The organism is Streptomyces qaidamensis (genome assembly GCF_001611795.1).
In the GTDB taxonomy this organism is placed as follows: Bacteria; Actinomycetota; Actinomycetes; order Streptomycetales; family Streptomycetaceae; genus Streptomyces; species Streptomyces qaidamensis.
In genome coordinates, this window is sequence record NZ_CP015098.1 from 4,090,632 (window position 1) to 4,107,366 (window position 16,735).

15 protein-coding genes are annotated in these 16,735 nt (G+C 73.9%); 8 read left to right on the forward strand and 7 right to left on the reverse strand.

Going from position 1 to position 16,735, the window contains the following annotated elements; all coding sequences use genetic code 11:
- Window positions 1-66 precede the first annotated feature (66 nt).
- From A4E84_RS17870 to A4E84_RS17880, 3 genes are all read right to left on the reverse strand, one after another.
- Complete coding sequence (locus A4E84_RS17870) at window positions 67-933, reverse strand: DUF5707 domain-containing protein (RefSeq protein ID WP_062927548.1); 867 nt, start codon at window positions 931-933, stop codon at window positions 67-69.
- A gap of 184 nt (window positions 934-1,117) precedes the next feature.
- The gene (locus A4E84_RS17875) at window positions 1,118-4,249 is read right to left on the reverse strand and encodes a sacsin N-terminal ATP-binding-like domain-containing protein (protein ID WP_062927549.1); all 3,132 of its coding nucleotides are present in this window, start codon (window positions 4,247-4,249) and stop codon (window positions 1,118-1,120) included.
- A gap of 693 nt (window positions 4,250-4,942) precedes the next feature.
- Window positions 4,943-5,869, reverse strand: a complete 927-nt coding sequence (locus A4E84_RS17880) for a DUF3027 domain-containing protein (RefSeq protein WP_062927550.1) — start codon at window positions 5,867-5,869, stop codon at window positions 4,943-4,945.
- Between the two features lie 272 nt (window positions 5,870-6,141).
- Here A4E84_RS17880 and A4E84_RS17885 point away from each other — a divergent pair, with 272 nt between their 5' ends.
- The 4 genes from A4E84_RS17885 to A4E84_RS17900 all read left to right on the forward strand — a co-directional run bounded on the left by A4E84_RS17885 (window position 6,142) and on the right by A4E84_RS17900 (window position 9,643).
- On the forward strand, window positions 6,142-7,575 hold the full coding sequence (locus A4E84_RS17885; protein WP_062927551.1) for an MFS transporter: 1,434 nt from the start codon (window positions 6,142-6,144) through the stop codon (window positions 7,573-7,575).
- Window positions 7,576-7,651: 76 nt separating this feature from the next.
- The gene (locus A4E84_RS17890; protein WP_174569436.1) at window positions 7,652-8,125 is read left to right on the forward strand and encodes a DUF2771 domain-containing protein; all 474 of its coding nucleotides are present in this window, start codon (window positions 7,652-7,654) and stop codon (window positions 8,123-8,125) included.
- Window positions 8,095-8,805: a futalosine hydrolase gene (locus A4E84_RS17895; protein ID WP_079129376.1), complete on the forward strand. Its 711-nt coding sequence runs from the start codon at window positions 8,095-8,097 to the stop codon at window positions 8,803-8,805. Before A4E84_RS17890 ends, A4E84_RS17895 begins: the two co-directional genes overlap by 31 nt.
- Window positions 8,795-9,643: a 1,4-dihydroxy-6-naphthoate synthase gene (locus A4E84_RS17900; RefSeq protein WP_062927553.1), complete on the forward strand. Its 849-nt coding sequence runs from the start codon at window positions 8,795-8,797 to the stop codon at window positions 9,641-9,643. Before A4E84_RS17895 ends, A4E84_RS17900 begins: the two co-directional genes overlap by 11 nt.
- Before the next feature lie 17 nt (window positions 9,644-9,660).
- On the opposite strand, the gene A4E84_RS45365 is transcribed toward A4E84_RS17900, so the two are convergent.
- Window positions 9,661-10,044 (reverse strand): cold-shock protein, encoded by a 384-nt coding sequence (locus tag A4E84_RS45365; protein WP_033312231.1) that lies wholly within the window; start codon window positions 10,042-10,044, stop codon window positions 9,661-9,663.
- A gap of 164 nt (window positions 10,045-10,208) precedes the next feature.
- Between A4E84_RS45365 and A4E84_RS17910 the strand changes: the two genes are divergently transcribed.
- The gene (locus A4E84_RS17910) at window positions 10,209-10,457 is read left to right on the forward strand and encodes a hypothetical protein (RefSeq protein ID WP_033312232.1); all 249 of its coding nucleotides are present in this window, start codon (window positions 10,209-10,211) and stop codon (window positions 10,455-10,457) included.
- Here A4E84_RS17910 and A4E84_RS17915 read toward each other — a convergent pair.
- Window positions 10,436-11,068, reverse strand: a complete 633-nt coding sequence (locus tag A4E84_RS17915) for an HAD family hydrolase (protein WP_062931501.1) — start codon at window positions 11,066-11,068, stop codon at window positions 10,436-10,438. The genes A4E84_RS17910 and A4E84_RS17915 overlap by 22 nt on opposite strands.
- 79 nt (window positions 11,069-11,147) lie before the next feature.
- A complete protein-coding gene (locus A4E84_RS17920; protein ID WP_062931502.1) occupies window positions 11,148-12,137 on the reverse strand; it encodes a hypothetical protein in 990 nt (329 codons plus the stop codon).
- A gap of 152 nt (window positions 12,138-12,289) precedes the next feature.
- Here A4E84_RS17920 and A4E84_RS17925 point away from each other — a divergent pair, with 152 nt between their 5' ends.
- From A4E84_RS17925 to A4E84_RS17930, 3 genes are all read left to right on the forward strand, one after another.
- Window positions 12,290-14,830 (forward strand): helicase C-terminal domain-containing protein, encoded by a 2,541-nt coding sequence (locus A4E84_RS17925; protein ID WP_062927554.1) that lies wholly within the window; start codon window positions 12,290-12,292, stop codon window positions 14,828-14,830.
- Between the two features lie 169 nt (window positions 14,831-14,999).
- Window positions 15,000-15,131 carry a hypothetical protein gene (locus tag A4E84_RS45240; protein ID WP_257784341.1) on the forward strand — a complete coding sequence of 44 codons (132 nt, stop codon included), beginning with the start codon at window positions 15,000-15,002 and terminating at the stop codon, window positions 15,129-15,131.
- Between the two features lie 97 nt (window positions 15,132-15,228).
- Window positions 15,229-15,417, forward strand: a complete 189-nt coding sequence (locus A4E84_RS17930) for a hypothetical protein (protein ID WP_062927555.1) — start codon at window positions 15,229-15,231, stop codon at window positions 15,415-15,417.
- Here the strand turns inward: A4E84_RS17930 and istB are convergent.
- On the reverse strand, window positions 15,395-16,624 hold the full coding sequence (gene istB / locus A4E84_RS17935; RefSeq protein WP_062927556.1) for an IS21-like element helper ATPase IstB: 1,230 nt from the start codon (window positions 16,622-16,624) through the stop codon (window positions 15,395-15,397). The genes A4E84_RS17930 and istB overlap by 23 nt on opposite strands.
- Window positions 16,625-16,735: the final 111 nt, after the last annotated feature.

Here is a 16,735-nt window from a genome sequence, read left to right on the forward strand (position 1 = left end):
GCCGCCGGCCCCGGGACGGCTCCGGGACCGGCGGTGTCGTGGCGTGGACGGTCGCTGCGTGCGGTGTTATCGCACGTCGACGAAGTCACCCGTCGCGTTGACCGCCGGGGTGGTCGTGGTGCCCGCGAAGGAGTAGCGGAAGTAGCCGTCCGCCGAGGCCTTGACGGTGGTCTTCAGCTCGCCCGTGGAGTTGGTCTTGATGGTCTTGACCGTGGTGTAGGTGTTGCTGCTCTTCTTGCGGAACTGCAGCTTGACGGGCTGGCCGGTGTAGCCCGCGTACTTGTACGTCTCCCAGTTGGCACGGGACAGCTTGCCCGTGACCGTGATGGTCTTGCCCTTCTTCACCGGCTCCGGCGAGGCGTTGACCGTCAGCTTGGAGGCCCGCTGGACCTTGGCCGTCTTGTAGGCCTCGCGGATCACGTAGTCGCCGTCGTTACCGGCAGCGGCGGCCCACACCTTCCAGGTACCGGCCAAAAGGTTCTTGTAGAGGTTGTCCTTCGGGTCGGCGATCAGCGTGACCTTGCACGTGGCAGTGGTCGCGCTGGAGTTGGTGCAGTTGCCGACCTGCTCGTTGTCCAGGGTCTCCGGCACGATCGCGCCGTCGGCGCTCTCGGTGTCCGGGCCGTGCCACAGCATCGCGAAGGCGTCCTGGACGCCTTCCGGGTCGGTGGCCGTCACGGAGACGGTGAAGGACTTCTTGACGGTCGTGCCGACCACGATGTTCTTGCCGCCGTTGACGGTCACACCCGTGATCTTGGTGTCGCCCAGGGACTCGTCCGCCGGAGCGACGGCGGCGAACGGCGTGGCCTTCGAGGTGGACGGCACCAGCGACGCCAGGTCCGGTACCTGGTTGTCGGCCTGTGCGGCGGGCACGGCGAGGGCGGAAAGGGCCAGGGCGCCGGTGACGGCGGCCACAGTGGCTCGGATACGCATGCGTTCTCCAGGTGGAGAGGGGCCCCGGCGCTCGTCGTCGGCTCTCGGGGCCCAAGTGATCGTGGAGTCTGTTGACTCACGTGATCAGATAGCCCAGTGGTGCGCATGGTTGTACGACAGGTGAAAAATTTGTGCGGGGATTTTCACCAACGGCCGTACGCGGGCGGCGAATCGGCCGCACCGGTCAGTCGAACCACCGGTCCCGCGCCAACTCCTCCGTCCGCGACGGGTCCTCCAGCAGTGCCGCCACCTCGAACCGCCGCGGCCACTGCCCCGCCGCCCAGGCGAGTCCCGCGGCGACGCCCTCCAGGGTGGCCGCGTGCAGGACGCCGTCGCCGGTGAGGCGCCAGTCGATCTCCACGCCGTCGACGACGAGTTCCTCGTGCTCCACGTAGAAGGACGGGGTCCGCCGGCCGAGCAGCACCCGCACCGGCTCCGGGACGTCGTGCTCGGTGCCCTCGGAGGTGACCTCCCCGGTGACGGACTCGCTGAGCCGCCGCACCTGGAAGAGTTCGGCCAGTTCGGCGGCGCGGGACGGCGGGACGGGAAGCAGCGGGACGCCCTCGGTGAACGGCAGCAGGTCGGGCGAGTCGCACACCACGGCGCCGGCCGCGTCGACGACCTCCACCCGGCCGTCGGTGACGGCCCGCAGGTCGTCCGGCAGGGTCACCTGCTCCGGGTCCAGCTCGGCCAACGACCCGTACAGAGCGTGCAGCTGAGCACCCGTCACCTCCCGCTCGGGGTCGGCGAGCCGGTCGAGCAGTTCGGCGGCACCGCCGGGCTCGTCCAGCAGCGAGGCGACGGAGGTGCGCACCCCCAGCGCCCGCAGCACCTGTTCGTCCTCGAACCCGGTCGCGTCGGCCTCGTCATAGAGCCCGCGGAGCAGCGGGTCGCCGCCGGAGGCCCGCAGACCGGCCGGGCGGCGGCCGTCGAGGACGGGGTTCCCGCGCAGCCACCAGGCGGTGTACGGCCGGACGACCTCGTGCGTCCCGTCCGGCAACAGGATCCGTACGGGCTCCACGATGGCGTCCCGCAGGGGTGGCTGGGACAGCAGCGCGAGCGCCTGTGCCCACTTGTCCTCGTCCACGAGGTCGAGGTCCCGGACGGCGATGATCTCGGTGGCGACCGGCGGGACCGGGCTGTCCGGGAAGCGGTCGAGGATGTCCTCGCACCACACGTCGACGGCGTCCAGCAGTCCCGCGTCGTCCGGCTCGGCGAAGTCGCCCTCGCGGGGCTCCAGTTCGTCCGGGTCGAGGACGACGTCGGTGGCGCGGACGACCGCGAAGTTCACCAGGACACCACAGGCGGCGAGCGGCTGTTCGCCCCACTTCCCGGCCAGCTCGGCGTCCACGGAGGCGAGTTCACCCTCGCGCATGACCTGGGCGAACGGACCGCCGGGGAAGACGAGTTCGCAGGCCGGGGCCGGTTCGCCGTCCTCGTCGGGCAGGGCGAGCGCACCGAGCCAGGGCTCGTCACCGGGCTCCAGAGCGGCGTCCCGCACCAGGGCGAGCACGGTGTCGGCCAGTTCGTCGGCGTCGAGGGAGTCCTCCTCCCAGTTCACCCCGCCGTCGTCGTCCAGGGACGCGGCGACGGCGGCCCGGACCTGCGGGGTGGTGAGGACGGCCCGCGGGGTCGCGGGCAGGGCGCCGAGCTTCTCCAGGAGGGGGTGGGCGGCGTCCGGGTGGGCGACCTTCAGGCCGAGCCGGGCCAGCACCTCGGGGTCGATCCTCCCGGCCTCCGCCCCGGGCAGCAGGACCTGCCGGGGCCCGATGGTCGTACGGCCGTCGGCGAGCGGGACCGGGAGCCCCGACAGGCGGTCCGGGTCGATCCCGGCCAGGCTGTCGTAGAGCCGCCGCCACCAGCCGGGTTCCTTCTCCAGACCGGCCAGCCGGTCGACGGCGTCGGTCAGCGGGACGCGGGCGACGCCCAGGGTCCGCAGCTCGGCACGTCGTTCCAGCCCGGCGGGCAGGAGGGTGGGCAGCACCTCGGCGAGCACCCGCACGGTGTCCGCTCCCGCGCCCTCGACGACCTCGGCGTCCCGCGGCCGCAGCGACTCGGGCACCTCCTCGCCGTCCTCCGGGGGCTCGACGGCGGGCGGCAGGAAAGACGTGCGCGGCAGGCGCTCCAGGATCGCCTGGCGCAGGGCGCCGTCCAGCTCGCCCCGGCCGAGCGGGCCGGGCACGAGGTCGATGATCCCGGTGGTCACCGGCCGCCAGGCGCCGAGGAGCTCGGCGTAGGAGTCGGCCGCGCGCTGGACGAGGAAGTCGGTCAGCGGGCCGGGGGCGGCGTGCCGGCGGGTGGAGTCCAGCGGGAACGAGGCGATGAGCAGGGCCGGGACGCCGAGCGGTTCGTCGCTCGGGGTGGGGGCGTGCACGACCGCGCTGGTGCGGGGCCCGGCCGGGCTGCCGTCGCTGTCCACCGGCACGGCCCAGGTGACGGACCAGTGGGGCCGCAGCCGCTCCTCGACGGGCCGGTCGGCGAGGAGGTCGGGCGTGAGGGGGCCGTGGGCGGCGGCGGTGCGCCAGTGGGTGACGCCGTGGGCGGAGTCGTCGACGACGGTGAAGGCACCGTCGCTGCGGCGGGTGAGGGTCCGCGGGCTCTCCCCGTTGATCTCGACGACGAGCTCTTGGAGTCCGGGGAGGGTGAGCAGCAGGGCGTCGTCGACGGCCCGCAGGAGCCGCTCGGCGAGATCGGCGGCGGCCGCGTCCCGCAGCGGCAGGATGACGGCGGTGTCGTACGGGTCGGGGGCGGTTCCCTCGGCGGCGTACGGCAGCCGCAGCAGGGGTACGTGGCCGTCGCGCCGCCGGACCTCGTCCCCGAGGCCGGGGCTGTGCCGGGCGGTCTCGGCGGCCAGTGCCCTGGCCTCGGCGAGCGACCACCGCACACCGCCGTGCCGGCCGACGACGGCGGGCTCGTCGGTGACGGAGAGCACGGCGGCGAAGCCGACACCGAACCGCCCCACGGAGGACGTGTCCCGCGTGTCCCGCTTGGCGGACGCCCGCAGCGTGGACAGCGACTCGACCCCGGCCGCGTCCAGGGGGGCGCCGGTGTTGGCGGCGACGAGCACCCCGTCGCGAAGGGTGAGCCGCAGCCGCCCCGGCACCCCGGCCCGGGCCGCGGCGTCGGCGGCGTTCTGGGCGAGTTCCACGACGAGCCGGTCCCGGTAGCCGCCGAGGACGAGGTCCTCCTCGGCGTTGGCGTCCTCACGGAACCGGGCGGGGCTGGTGGCCCAGGCGTCGAGGACACCGCGCCGCAGACGGGCGGTACCGAACGGATCGGCCCCCTCGGCGGCGGGCCGCACGAACTTGCTGCTCACGTTCCGTTCCTTCTCCTCGTGGACGTGAGGATGAAGGTACCGCCTGGGAAGCACCCCCCATGCACCTCCCCGACGCGGACGCCCGGGGCGGCCGGGCCCCGCCCGGCCGGACCGCAGGCGACTCGACGGCGTGCGGGGCCCCATGCCGACCAACCCCGACGACGCGACCGACCGCTGGCCCCGAAGCAGGGCGGGCCCCCAAGAGCCCGGCAGCGCGCGGCCCCCGGAGCCCGGTGGACCGCAAGGCCCGGCAGCATGCGGGCCCCCGGAAGCCGGGCGGGCCCCCAAGGGCCCGGCAACGCACAGGACGCCCCCCGAGCACACCCCCGACGACTCAGCAGCACACGGCCCTCCACCCGAGCGCACCCCGACGACTCGGCCGGTTGCGGACCCGAAGCCGAGCGAACCGCCGAAGGGCAGCGGCGTGCGGGCCCCATGCCGACCAACCCCCGACGACACGGCCGGCCGCTGCCCCCGAAGCCGGGCGGGCCCCCAAGGGCCCGGCAACGCACGGGACGCCCCCCCCGAGCGCACCCCCGAAGCCCGGCGGGCCCCCAAGAGCCCGGCAGCGCGCGGCCCCCGGAGCCCGGTAGACCGCAAGGCCCGGCAGCATGCGGGCCCCCGGAAGCCCGGCGGGCCGCCAAGGGCCCGGCAGCGTGGGAAACCCCCTGCCGGGCCGGTCGTCGCTTGGGGCTACGAGTGGCCCAGTTCCTCCGTGTCCTGGTCCGCGGTCGGTGTCACCGAGCCCGAGTCCGGGGACGGGCGCAGGGGGAACGGGTCGACCCGGGTCTCGTCGATGACCGGGGCGGCAGGCTGGGGCGGCCGGGGCATGACGGCGGCCTCGGAGTGGCCGCCGCAGCCGTAGGCGAGGGAGACCAGGCGGCCGTCGGCCGGGGAGAACTCGTTGGCGCAGGCGCCGAAGGCCTGGCCGAGGGAGCCGCCGATCGGGACGAGGAAGCCGCAGCTGACGCAGGCCGCGGGGGCCGACTGGGCCATGGGCGTCTTGGGGCCGAACGCCTCCTCCCAGCGGTCGGCCGCGGTGTGCAGGCCGTAGCGGGACAGGACGCGGGCCCGGCGCATGCCCAGTTCCTCGGCGATCGCCGGGATCGAGCCGCGGGAGGGGGCGACGGTGAAGCCGGACGGGGGGCTTGCGGTGAGGTCCGCGTCCTCCGCCTCGACCAGGTCGGCCATCTCGTGCGAGACGGGGGACTTGGGTGCCGGTTCGTCCTCGCCCGTGTAACCCGGCTCCAGCCGCAGATCCTCGGCGTCGGTGGGCAGCAGATCGCCCGGGCCCATGTCGCCGGGACGCAGCCGCTCGCTCCACGGCACCCACTCGGGGGCCAGCACCGCGTCCGGGCCGGGCAGCAGGGCCGCCTCGTCCACCGTGACGATCTTCGCGCGGGACGCCCTGGCCACCGTCACGGCCCAGCGCCAGCCCCGGTAGCCGAGCTCCAGGCACTGGAAGAAGTGGGTGACCACGCGGTCCCCCTCGGAGACCAGGCCCACGTGCTCCCCGACGATCCCCGGCGCGGCGGCCTCCTCGGCTGCGGCGCGTGCGAGGTCGACGGCCTCGGCGCACAGGCGGTCAGGGGTGCGGCTTCGCGTTGTCGCTGCGCTCACAGGTATCGCTTCTCTCCATACGCCGTCTCACGAGTGCGCCACTCCCAGCGCGGGGGCGGACGGAGCGGACCGGAGGACCGCGTCGACATCCTTCATCCATTTTGCGGGATGGCTGAGATACGCACGCTACCCTTCCGCCCCACGTCGCGTACACCGACGGTCCTGTTGCGCCGTCCACCGGACCACGAGCCGCCGCCCCGGACAGTCACCCCACAGGCCCTATACAAGCGGTAATGGCACTACCCACAGCCTTATCGGGGCACTATGACGACGTGGCAGCCGCGAAGACACCCCCGGGCGCCACCGGGACCGGTGGGTCGAAAGGGGTCAAGGGAAGCAGCCGACTGAACGGACCGGGCCGTCTGGGCGGCTCCCTCCGTGCGGTCGGCCGTGCCCTGCACTTCCCCGTGACCGGCACCGCCCGCGGCATCCGCAAGGCCACCCACGCGCACGGCGCCGGCGAGTCCGGCCTCGGCAAGCTGATCGAACTGCACGGCGTGAACGGTGCCGGCGACGTCATGATCACCGTCGCCCTCGCCTCCACCGTCTTCTTCTCCGTGCCCACCGACGAGGCCCGCGGCCGCGTCGCCCTGTACCTCGCCATCACCATGGCGCCCTTCACCCTCCTCGCGCCCGTGATCGGCCCCCTCCTCGACCGTGTCCCGCACGGCCGCCGCGCCGCGATGGCCGGCGCGATGCTGGCGCGGGCGCTGCTCGCGATCGTCCTGTCCGGCGCGGTCGTCAGCGGCGGCCTGGAGCTGTACCCGGCCGCCCTCGGTGTCCTCGTCTCGTCGAAGGCGTACGGCGTGGTCAGAAGCGCCGTCGTGCCCCGGCTGCTGCCACCGGGCTTCTCCCTGGTGAAGGCCAACTCGCGCGTCACCCTCGGGGGCCTCCTCGCCACCGGCGTCGCCGCGCCCATCGGCGCCGGACTCCAGCAGATCGGGCCGCGCTACCCCCTGTACGGCGCCTTCGTGCTGTTCGTGGCGGGGACGATCCTGTCGTTCACGCTGCCGCCGAAGGTCGACTCCGCCAAGGGCGAGGACCGCGCCCTGCTGGCGGCGGACGAGCAGCACCTGCACGGGCCGCACAAGAAGCCGGTCAAGCGCCCCGGGCTGCGCACGGTCGGCCCGGCCGTCACCCACGCCCTGGCCGCCAACGCCGCCATCCGCTGCCTGACGGGCTTCCTGATCTTCTTCCTGGCGTTCCTGCTGCGCGAGCACCCGATCTCCGGCCAGAGCGCCGCGGTGTCGCTGGCGATAGTGGGCGTCTCGGCGGGCGTGGGCAACGCGCTCGGCACGGCCGTCGGGGCGTGGCTGCGCTCCCGGGCGCCGGAGATCATCATCGTGACGGTGGTGGCGTGCGTGGCGGGCGCCGCGATCACGGCCGCGGTGTTCTTCGGCGCGATCCTGGTGGCCGGCCTGGCCGCGATCGCCGGGTTCGCCCAGGCCCTGGCCAAGCTCTCCCTGGACGCGCTGATCCAGCGGGACGTGCCCGAACTGGTCCGGACGTCGGCCTTCGCGCGCTCCGAGACCCTGCTGCAGATGTCGTGGGTGCTGGGCGGGGCGGTCGGCATCGTGGTGCCGCTCAACGGCACGGCCGGGCTGGCGGTGGGCGCCGCGATCGTCGGCACCGGGTGGCTGACGACCGTACGGGGGCTGCTCGGCTCGGCCCGGCGCGGGACCACGGGGCGGGCGCGCGTGACGTAGGGCCCTTCTGATGGAACTGTGAGGGAGCCGTACCCCGCGTGGGCGGCGCGACCGGCGGGCCCGATAGCCTTCGCCCATGAACACGCTGCAATCCGTTGTGCGACGCCGCCGCGCCGTCGCCGTCGCCGGCGTCGTATCCGCCGGACTGCTCGTCCTGTCGGCCTGTGACAAGCCGACGCCCATGGCCACGGTCACCGTGGGCAGCGACTCGGTGAACTCCGAGGCCACCTGCGGTGGCGAGGGCGACACCCTGAAGCAGTCCGATCTCGCCGGGTGCCTGAAGGACAAGGGCATCAAGAGCATCTCCGTCGACCCCGACGAGACCGTGCGCTTCGGTGTCGACCCCGAGATCGCCGACAAGGGCTGGACGATCCTGATGAACGGTCAGCCGCTGACCGACTCCAGCACGAAGACCTACCGCACGATCCCGGGCAGCGTGTTCTTCAACGCCCAGTACGGCGCGCAGGGCAACTCGACGCTGGTCTCCATCAAGGAGGGCGAGAAGGACGCGTCGGGCCTCTGGAACTTCAAGCTCAAGAAGGACGCCTGATCGCTGCCGCTGGGCCTGACCGGGTGCTGGTCGCCACCGCCGTTCCCGTGGAGCGGGACGCGGTGGCCAGGGCTTGCCCCGGTGGCACGGGCATCGAGGTGATCGCCGTCGGTGTCGGGCCCGCTCTCGCGGCTGCCTGTACCGCCTCCGCGCTCACCGCCGCCGCCCTTCGGGGCGAGCCCTACGGTCTCGTCGTGTCCGCCGGGATCGGGGGCGGGTTCCAGCCCGAGGCGCCGCTGGGGTCGCTCGTCGTCGCCGACGCAATCGTCGCGGCCGATCTGGGGGCGGAGACCGAGAACGGGTTCGTGCCGGTCACCGAGCTCGGTTTCGGCACCGTCGGGCATCAGCCGCCCGCTGAGCTCGTACGGCGGGTCGCCGACGCCGCCGGGGCCCGGACCGGTGCCGTGCTCACGGTGTCGACCGTCACGGGTACGGCCGCCCGGGCCGCCGCGCTGCGGGAGCGGCACCCCACCGCCCTCGCCGAGGCCATGGAGGGCTTCGGTGTCGCCGAGGCCGCCGCCGCGCAGGGGGTGCCCGTGCTGGAGATCCGGGCGATCTCCAATCCCGTCGGGCCCAGGGACCGCGCCGCCTGGCGCATCCCGGAGGCTCTGGCAGCCTTGACCGAGGGGTTCGGGAAGCTCACGCCCGTACTGGAGGGTTGGAACCGGCATGACAGTTGAGCAGCTGCAGATCGCGTACTCGCCCTGCCCGAACGACACGTTCGTCTTCGACGCCCTGGCCCATGACCGCGTGCCGGGTGCGCCCGCCCTCGACGTGACCTTCGCCGACATCGACGTCACCAACGGCATGGCCGAGCGCGGCGAGTTCGACGTGCTGAAGGTGTCGTACGCGGTGCTGCCCTACGTGCTCGACGACTACGCCCTGCTGCCCTGCGGGGGCGCGCTGGGGCGGGGCTGCGGGCCGCTGGTGCTGACCCGGGAGGCGGGCACCGACCTCAAGGGCCGGACCGTCGCCGTGCCGAGCGAGAAGTCGACCGCGTATCTGCTGTTCCGGCTGTGGGCCGCGGACACCGTGGCCGACGGGGTGGGCGAGATCGTCGTCATGCCGTTCCACGAGATCATGCCGGCCGTGCGGGACGGCAAGGTCGACGCGGGCCTCGTCATCCACGAGGCGCGCTTCACGTACCGGAACTACGGGCTGCACAAGCTCGCCGACATGGGCGAGCACTGGGAGAACACGACCGGGCTGCCGATCCCGCTGGGCGCGATCATCGCCAAGCGGTCGCTGGGCGAGCAGAAGCTGCGGCTGCTCGCCGACTCCATCCGCACGTCCGTGCGCGCCGCCTGGGACGACCCCGAGGTGTCCCGGCCGTACGTCATGGAGCACGCCCAGGAGATGGACCCGGCCGTCGCCGACCAGCACATCGGGCTGTACGTCAACGAGTTCACCGCGGAACTCGGCGAGGACGGCTACGCGGCCGTGCGCGGGCTGCTCACCCGCGCGGCGGCCGAAGGGCTCGTACCGCCCCTCGGCCCGGACGCGCTGCGTTTTCCCTGAGTCCTCTTCCCCGGGCCTCAGACGTCCAGCTGGTCGGCGACCGCGCGCAGCAGGCCGGCGATCTTCTTGCCGGCGGTCTTCTCGGGGTAGCGGCCCCGCTCCAGCATCGGCGTGATGTTCTCCAGGAGCGTCGTCAGGTCCTGGACGATCGAGGCCAGCTCGTCGGGCTTCTTGCGGGTCGCGGCGGCGACGGACGGGGTCGGGTCCAGGATCGCCAGGGACAGTGCCTGGTCGCCGCGCTGTCCGGCGACGACGCCGAACTCCACGCGCTGACCCGGCTTGAGGGTGTCGACTCCGGCGGGGAGGACGGAGGAATGGACGAAGACGTCACCGCCGTCGTCGCGGGAGAGAAAGCCGAAGCCCTTCTCGCTGTTGAACCACTTGACCTTGCCGGTAGGCACGTCTGTCCTCGTCCTCGTACTCGTCGGAAAACTGCTTCTGGAAACGGCTCTTGATAGCACTCGGGCGGGTCGTACGGACCCGCCGGTACCCAGGCTAATGCTCTTGCAGCCGGTGACAAGACGTCACCCGGTTGTTCCTTCGCGCTGGGAACTACCCTGGTCGGGTGCGTGACAAAACCCAAACGAATTCCGCCGCTCCCGGTGACCGCCTGGTCCGTGCCGGAGCCGTCGTCTTCTTCATCGGCGCCCTGGCCACACTGGTCACGGTCGCCCCGTTGTTCCTCGGGACGTCGCCCTTTCCGACGTACATGTTCGGATTGAGCATGCTCATGGCGGTCGGATTCCTGATGGCCGGCGCGGGAGTGCTGCGTTCCGTGGCGGCGGGGCGCCGTCAGGCGCGCGCGGGACGGTAGTCCGAAAGCCACCGCGGGAATTCCGTCAGGTCGGTGAGGACGACGTCCGCGCCCGCCGCCCGCAGTTCCTCCTCCGGGCAGGGGCCGGTGGCCACCGCGACCGCGAGCGCCCCGGCGGTGCGGGCGCCGCGCACGTCCCCGACGTGATCGCCGACGTAGACGCCCGCCTCGTGCTCGCGCAGCGCCTCCGCCTTCTGCTCGGCCCACAGGTCGCCGATGACGGCGTCGGGCTCGATGCGCAGGTGGGCGAGGTGCAGTTTGGCGTTGGGCTCGTACTTGGCGGTGACGACTATCGCGCGTCCGCCTGCCTCCCGCACGGCCGCGATGGCCTCCCGGGCGCCGGTCATCGCCGGGGTCGCGGCGATGGCGATGGCCGGGTACATCGACCGGTACAGGTCCGCCATGGCCGCGACCTCCCCGGCCGGGAACCAGTTGATCAGCTCCTCGGCCAGCGGCGGCCCGAGCCGCGTGACCGCCAGGTCGGCGTCGATGTACGTCCCCGTCCGCTCGGACAGCGCCTGGTAGCAGGCGCGGATGCCGGGACGGGAGTCGATGAGGGTCATGTCGAGGTCGAAGCCGACGGTGAGTGCGGGCGGGGTCATGAAGGCCATATCGGCCATTGTGCCCAGGCGGTGTGAACGCCAGACGTCCGCCCGTGGCGGGCTAGCGCGAGCGCTCGCCCGTGGCGGGCTAGCGCGAGCGCTGTGAACGCCACACCAGGAACAGGGCCGACGCCACCGCCGCGCCCCTGACCACCCACGGCCAGGTCTCCGCCACCGCTGCGTTCATGTGCCCCTCGGCGATCGGGTCGCCCCAGCGGCCGTTCATCCGGCCCCACAGCCAGACCAGGCCCCCGGCCACGGAGAGGCCCGGCAGGATCACGACCGCCCACTTCGTCTCGGCCTGGGTCAGGCGCCGGGACGCGTAGGCGATGAGCCAGCCGAGCAGGAGGACGAACCAGTTGCCGAGTACGGCACCGGCGACGAGCAGGCCCGCGGCGACCAGGAGGAGCGGGTTGCTCCAGTTCCCGGCGGGAAGGCGCGGGAGACGGCCGCGGCCCCCCTTCTCGGCCACCGCCGCCGCCTCGACGACCGGCTCCGTCTCCTCGGCGTCCGGCTGCTCCTTCTCCGCCTTCCGCGGCGCCGGCGGCCTCAGCAGTTCCGGCAGCTCCACGCCGCCCACGAAGCCCGGCACCTCGTCGCCCACGCCGAAGGGGCTGCTGTCCACCCGCCACCAGTCCGGCTGGACCGCGCTGTCGCCCAGCTCGTGCCCGGCGGCCAGATGCGGCGGGGCCGGACCGACGGAGGGCGCGGGCTGCGACTCCTCGGCGGACCGCCCCGGGCGGGGACGCGGTACGACGCGCCGCATGACGCCCTTCGCCCGCTCCTGCGGTTCGGCCTCGCGCTGCACGGGGACGGAGGCGGGAGCGGCGCTGTGCGGCGCACCGCCCGTGCCGCCCGCCGCGGCGGTCACGATGTCGTCGGGGCTGCCCAGCCGGGACAGGATGCGGCGGACGGCGGCGGGCGAGTCGACGGTGGCCTTCGCACGGCGTTTGTCGATCTCGTTGCGCAGGTCCGCGACCAGTCGCATACGGGTGGCCGACGACAACTGCCGCTGCTGGGCCACGTCGCCGACGCGGCTCAGATACTCGTAAACGACCTGGTCGCTCTCAATCCCCACGAAGTCCCCTCCGGGGCGGGTGCGTTGCGTGACGCCGTCGGACGACGGTACCGCGAGGACCGGCGGGGCGGCCAAAAGCCCGTCCCGCGTTCGGGGGCGAGGCCGCTCACAGTCGGCCCGGCCGCCGTGGGCGACCCGCTACCGTGGACCGGATGAGCACCGAGGACAGGCCCCCGGCCCCCCGCTCCCTCGCGGAAGCGCTCCGCGCGCGGGGCGACGCCGCGCTGGGCGCGCTCCTGCGCAGCCGCCCGGATCTCATCACGCCCGTCCCCACCGACCTCACCCAGCTCGCGACCCGCGCGGGCACCCGTGCCTCGGTCGTGCGGGCCCTGGAGCGGCTGGACCGGTTCGCGCTGCAGACGGCGGAGGCCCTGGCCGTGGCGGCGGAACCGGCGTCCTACGGCGAACTGCTCGGGCTCATGGCCGGGGACGACGCCGACCCGGTCGTCGTCACCGCCCTGCCCCATGCCCTGGACCTGCTGCGCGAGCAGGCCCTGGTGTGGGGCGACGACGACCGGCTGCGGCTGGTCCGCACGGCGCGTGAGCTGCTGGCCCCCTCGCCGCAGCACCCCTCGCCGACGGGGCTCGGCCCGACGGTGCAGGAGGCCACCGCCGGGATGTCCCCGGGGCGGATCCAGGAAATCGTCACGGCCGCCGGGCTGGCCTCGACGCACGACTCGGTCTCCGCCGTGACCGCGCTGGCCGGGCTGTTCACGGACCGGGCCCGGATGGCCGCGCTGCTCGCCGCCGCCCCGGCCGACTCCGTCGAGGTGCTGGAGCGCCTGACGTGGGGGCCGCCGTACGGGCAGGTCACGCACGATCCGGCACCCCGGCTGCGCTGGCTGCTGGACCGCGGACTGCTGCTGCCGACGGCGCCCGGGACGGTCGTCCTGCCGCGCGAGGTCGCCCTGCACCTGCGACGGGGCCTGGCGCACCGGACGCCCGAGCCCGTGCCGCCGGTCGTGGAGGCGGCCGCCGTTCACCGTCCACAGGTTGTGGACAGCGCCGCGGCCGGGCAGGCGTACACCGCGCTCGCGACCGTCGAGGAGCTGCTGAAGGACTGGGACGAGGGCGGGCCGGCGGTGCTGCGGGCCGGTGGGCTGAGCGTGCGGGACCTGAAGCGGACCGCGGTCGCCCTCGACGTGCCCGAGCCGACCGCCGCGTTCTGGGTGGAGCTGGCGTACGCGGCGGGCCTGATCGCCTCGGACGGCGAGGCCGACGAGCGGTACGCGGCGACCCCGGCGTACGACGAGTGGCTGGAGCAGCCCCCCGCCGAGCGCTGGTCGCGGCTGGTCACGGCCTGGCTCGCGGCGACCCGCACGGCCGGTCTGGTGGGCGGGCGGGACGCGAAGGACCGTACGTTGTCGGCGCTCGGGCCGGGCCTGGACCGCTCGGCGGCGCCCGAGGTACGGCACCGGGTGCTGGCGCTGCTGGCCGGGCTGCCGGAGGGCGCCGCTCCGGCCGCCGCCTCGGTGCTGGCCCGGCTGCGCTGGGAGCGGCCCCTGCGCGGCGACCGGCGCGAGGACGACCTGCGCGGCCGGCTCGCCGAGTGGGCCCTGTCCGAGGCGGAGCAGCTGGGCGTCACGGGCCGGGGCGCGCTGTCGGCCCAGGGCCGGGCGCTGCTGGGCGCGCCCGCGGCTCCCGCGCCGGGCCCGGCGGGGGAGCCCTCCGGCCCGGGGGACAAACTGCCCGTCCACCACCATCACCGGCCCGCCCCGCTCGCTCCCCTCTCCCCCGCCGAGCAGGCCGTCGCCTCGGCCGCCGCGGCGCGGCTGCTCGCGCCGCTGCTGCCCGAGCCGCTGGACCACGTGCTGCTCCAGGCCGACCTGACGGCGGTGGCGCCCGGGCCCCTGCGGCGGCCGCTCGCGGACATGCTGGGAGTGCTGGCGGACGTCGAGTCCAAGGGCGGGGCGACCGTCTACCGCTTCACGCCCGGCTCGGTGCGGCGGGCGCTGGACGCCGGACAGGCCGCCTCCGACCTGCACGCCTTCCTCGCCGCGCACTCCCGCACGCCGGTGCCGCAGCCGCTGGCGTACCTGATCGACGACGTGGCCCGCCGGCACGGCCATCTGCGCGTCGGCGCGGCCTCGGCGTACGTGCGCTGCGACGACGACGCGGTGCTCAGCGAGATCCTCGCCGACAAGCGGGCCGCCGGGCTGGGGCTGCGCCGGCTCGCGCCGACCGTACTGGCCGCGCAGACCGACCCGTCGGGGCTCCTGGAAGGCCTGCGGGCGATGGGATTCGCGCCGGCCGCCGAGTCCGCCGAGGGCGATGTGCTGATCACCCGCGCCCTGGCCCGCCGCACCCCGCCCCGCGCCGCGCCCGAGCCGGTGCCGGACGGCCCGCCGGTCCCCGACGACACCCTCCTGGCGGCCGCGCTGCGCGCGATCCGGGCCGGAGATCTCGCCTCCACCACCCCGCGCAAGCCCGGCACGGCTCCGGCGGGCAACGGCGAGCTGCCCCGCACCGGTGCCGCCGAGACCCTGGCCACCATGCAGGCCGCCGTCCTCACCGGCGAGTCCCTGTGGATCGGCTACGTCAACGCCGAGGGGGCCGCCAGCCAGCGGGTCATCGCCCCGGTGCGTGTCGAGGGCGGCTTCGTCACGGCGTACGACCACACCGCGGACGAGGTCCGTACGTATCCGCTGCACCGGATCACCGGGGTCGCGGAGCTCGCCGACGACGCGGGCTGACGGCGGCTCGCGGCCCGCGTCACCCGTTCGGGTGCGGGCGGGCGTTCATGCACGCCACGCCGGGGATGTCCCACGCTCGGGCGACCTTCCCGGGCGTGCCGCATCACGCCGGGTGCGCGGGGGCAGCCACCGGGTGTCCTGTGAGCATCGCCGAAAGGAAGTCCCCCGTATGCGCGTTGTCCGTCGCGTCGCCGCCGTCCTCGCCACCGCCGCCCTGATGACGTTCGGGGGGCTCGCCACCCCGGCCTCCGCGGTGAGTATCGATGTCGCCGGCCTCGTCCTGGAGACACCGCAGATCTGATCCGCTCCCGCGCACCCACCGGGCCGGTCCAGACGCCCCGGACCGGCCCGCGGTGCGGTGTCCCGTCCCTCGGTCCTGGAAAGGCCCTGCCGTCCTCATGCGTGAGAACCTGCCCGCCGTCGCCGTCTGTGCCGTCGTGCTCGTGGGGGTGCTCGCGCCCTCCGCCGCCGCGGCCTCTCCACCGCCGCTGCCCCTGCCGGTCACCGCGGTGGAGCCGCTGGTCACCGAGGGGGTCTCCATCGAAGGCCCGCTGGTCAACAACGTCAGTCTGCCCACGCTGAAGTAGCGCGCCGCGTCCGGTAGCTGTCGCCGTCCAGCCGCACGATCTCGGCGTGATGGGCGAGGCGGTCCGTCAGCGCCGGGGCGGACGGGCCGAAGACCTCGTCCCAGCGGCCGAGCGGGCGGTCGCTGGTCAGGATCAGTGAGGCCCGCTCGTAGCGGTGCGCGACGAGCTGGAAGAACAGGCCCGCGGTCGCCGCGTCGCAGGGCGTGTAGCCGACCTCGTCGACGATCAGGAGGGGGTGATCGTCGAGAGCGGCCAGCTCCGCGTCGAGCCGGCCGGCGGCCCGGGCATCGGAGAGCCGGGCGGCCCACTCGGCGGCGGTCGCGAACAGCACCCGGTGCCCGGCCTGGCAGGCCCGCACGCCCAGGGCGACGGCCAGGTGGGTCTTGCCGGTGCCGGGCGGCCCGACGAAGACCACGTTCCGCCGGGCGTCGACGAAGTCCGCCTTGCCGAGCCGCGCGAGGGCCTCCCGGTCGAAGCCCCGGGGATGCCGCTGGTCGAACTCCTCCAGCACCTTGCGCGCCGGGAACCCGGCGGCACGGATCCGGGCTTCGGCGTCGGCGTCGGGATCGGGCTGTGGAGGGATGGCGGCAGCCGGGGCCCTCCCGGATTCCGGTTCCGTGTGCTGCCGGCTTCCGTGGTCGGGGGCCTGCGCGGGCGCGGCCGGTGAGGGGTCGGCGTGTCCGCGGTCCGTGTGGGCGACCATCGGGCCCGACATGTACGCCAGGATCGCCGCCGAGGCGATGAACGCCATGTGGATCACCGTCCCCCACAGCAGGGCGTGCCGGGAGGTGTGGTGCACGTCCACGAACATCTGGAGCAGGTGCACGGAGGAGATGCCCACGATCGCCGTGGCGAGCTTGACCTTCAGCACGTTGGAGTTGACGTGCGAGAGCCATTCCGGCTGGTCACGGTGGCCCTGGAGGCCGATGCGCGAGACGAACGTCTCGTAGCCGCCGACGATCACCATGATCAGCAGGTTGGCGATCATGACGACGTCGACCAGCTTGAGCACCGCGAGCATCACGTACGTCTCGGTGGCGTGCCCGGTCACGCACATCAGGATTAAGGTCCAGAGTTCCTTGAAGAACTTGTAGACGTAGACGCCCTGGGCGGCCACCAGCCCGAAGTACAACGGGGCCTGGAGCCAGCGGGTGGCGAACAGGGCGTAGCCGAGCGTGGTGGTCGTCGGGTTCTGCACCTGCGCCATTCTTCGGGGCCGCACTGGAAAAACTGAATTCACACCACACGTTGGGATGAATAGGCATTCAGTACGACCGGACGCGCAGATCACACCACCTGACGCGGTCGATCAGGCACA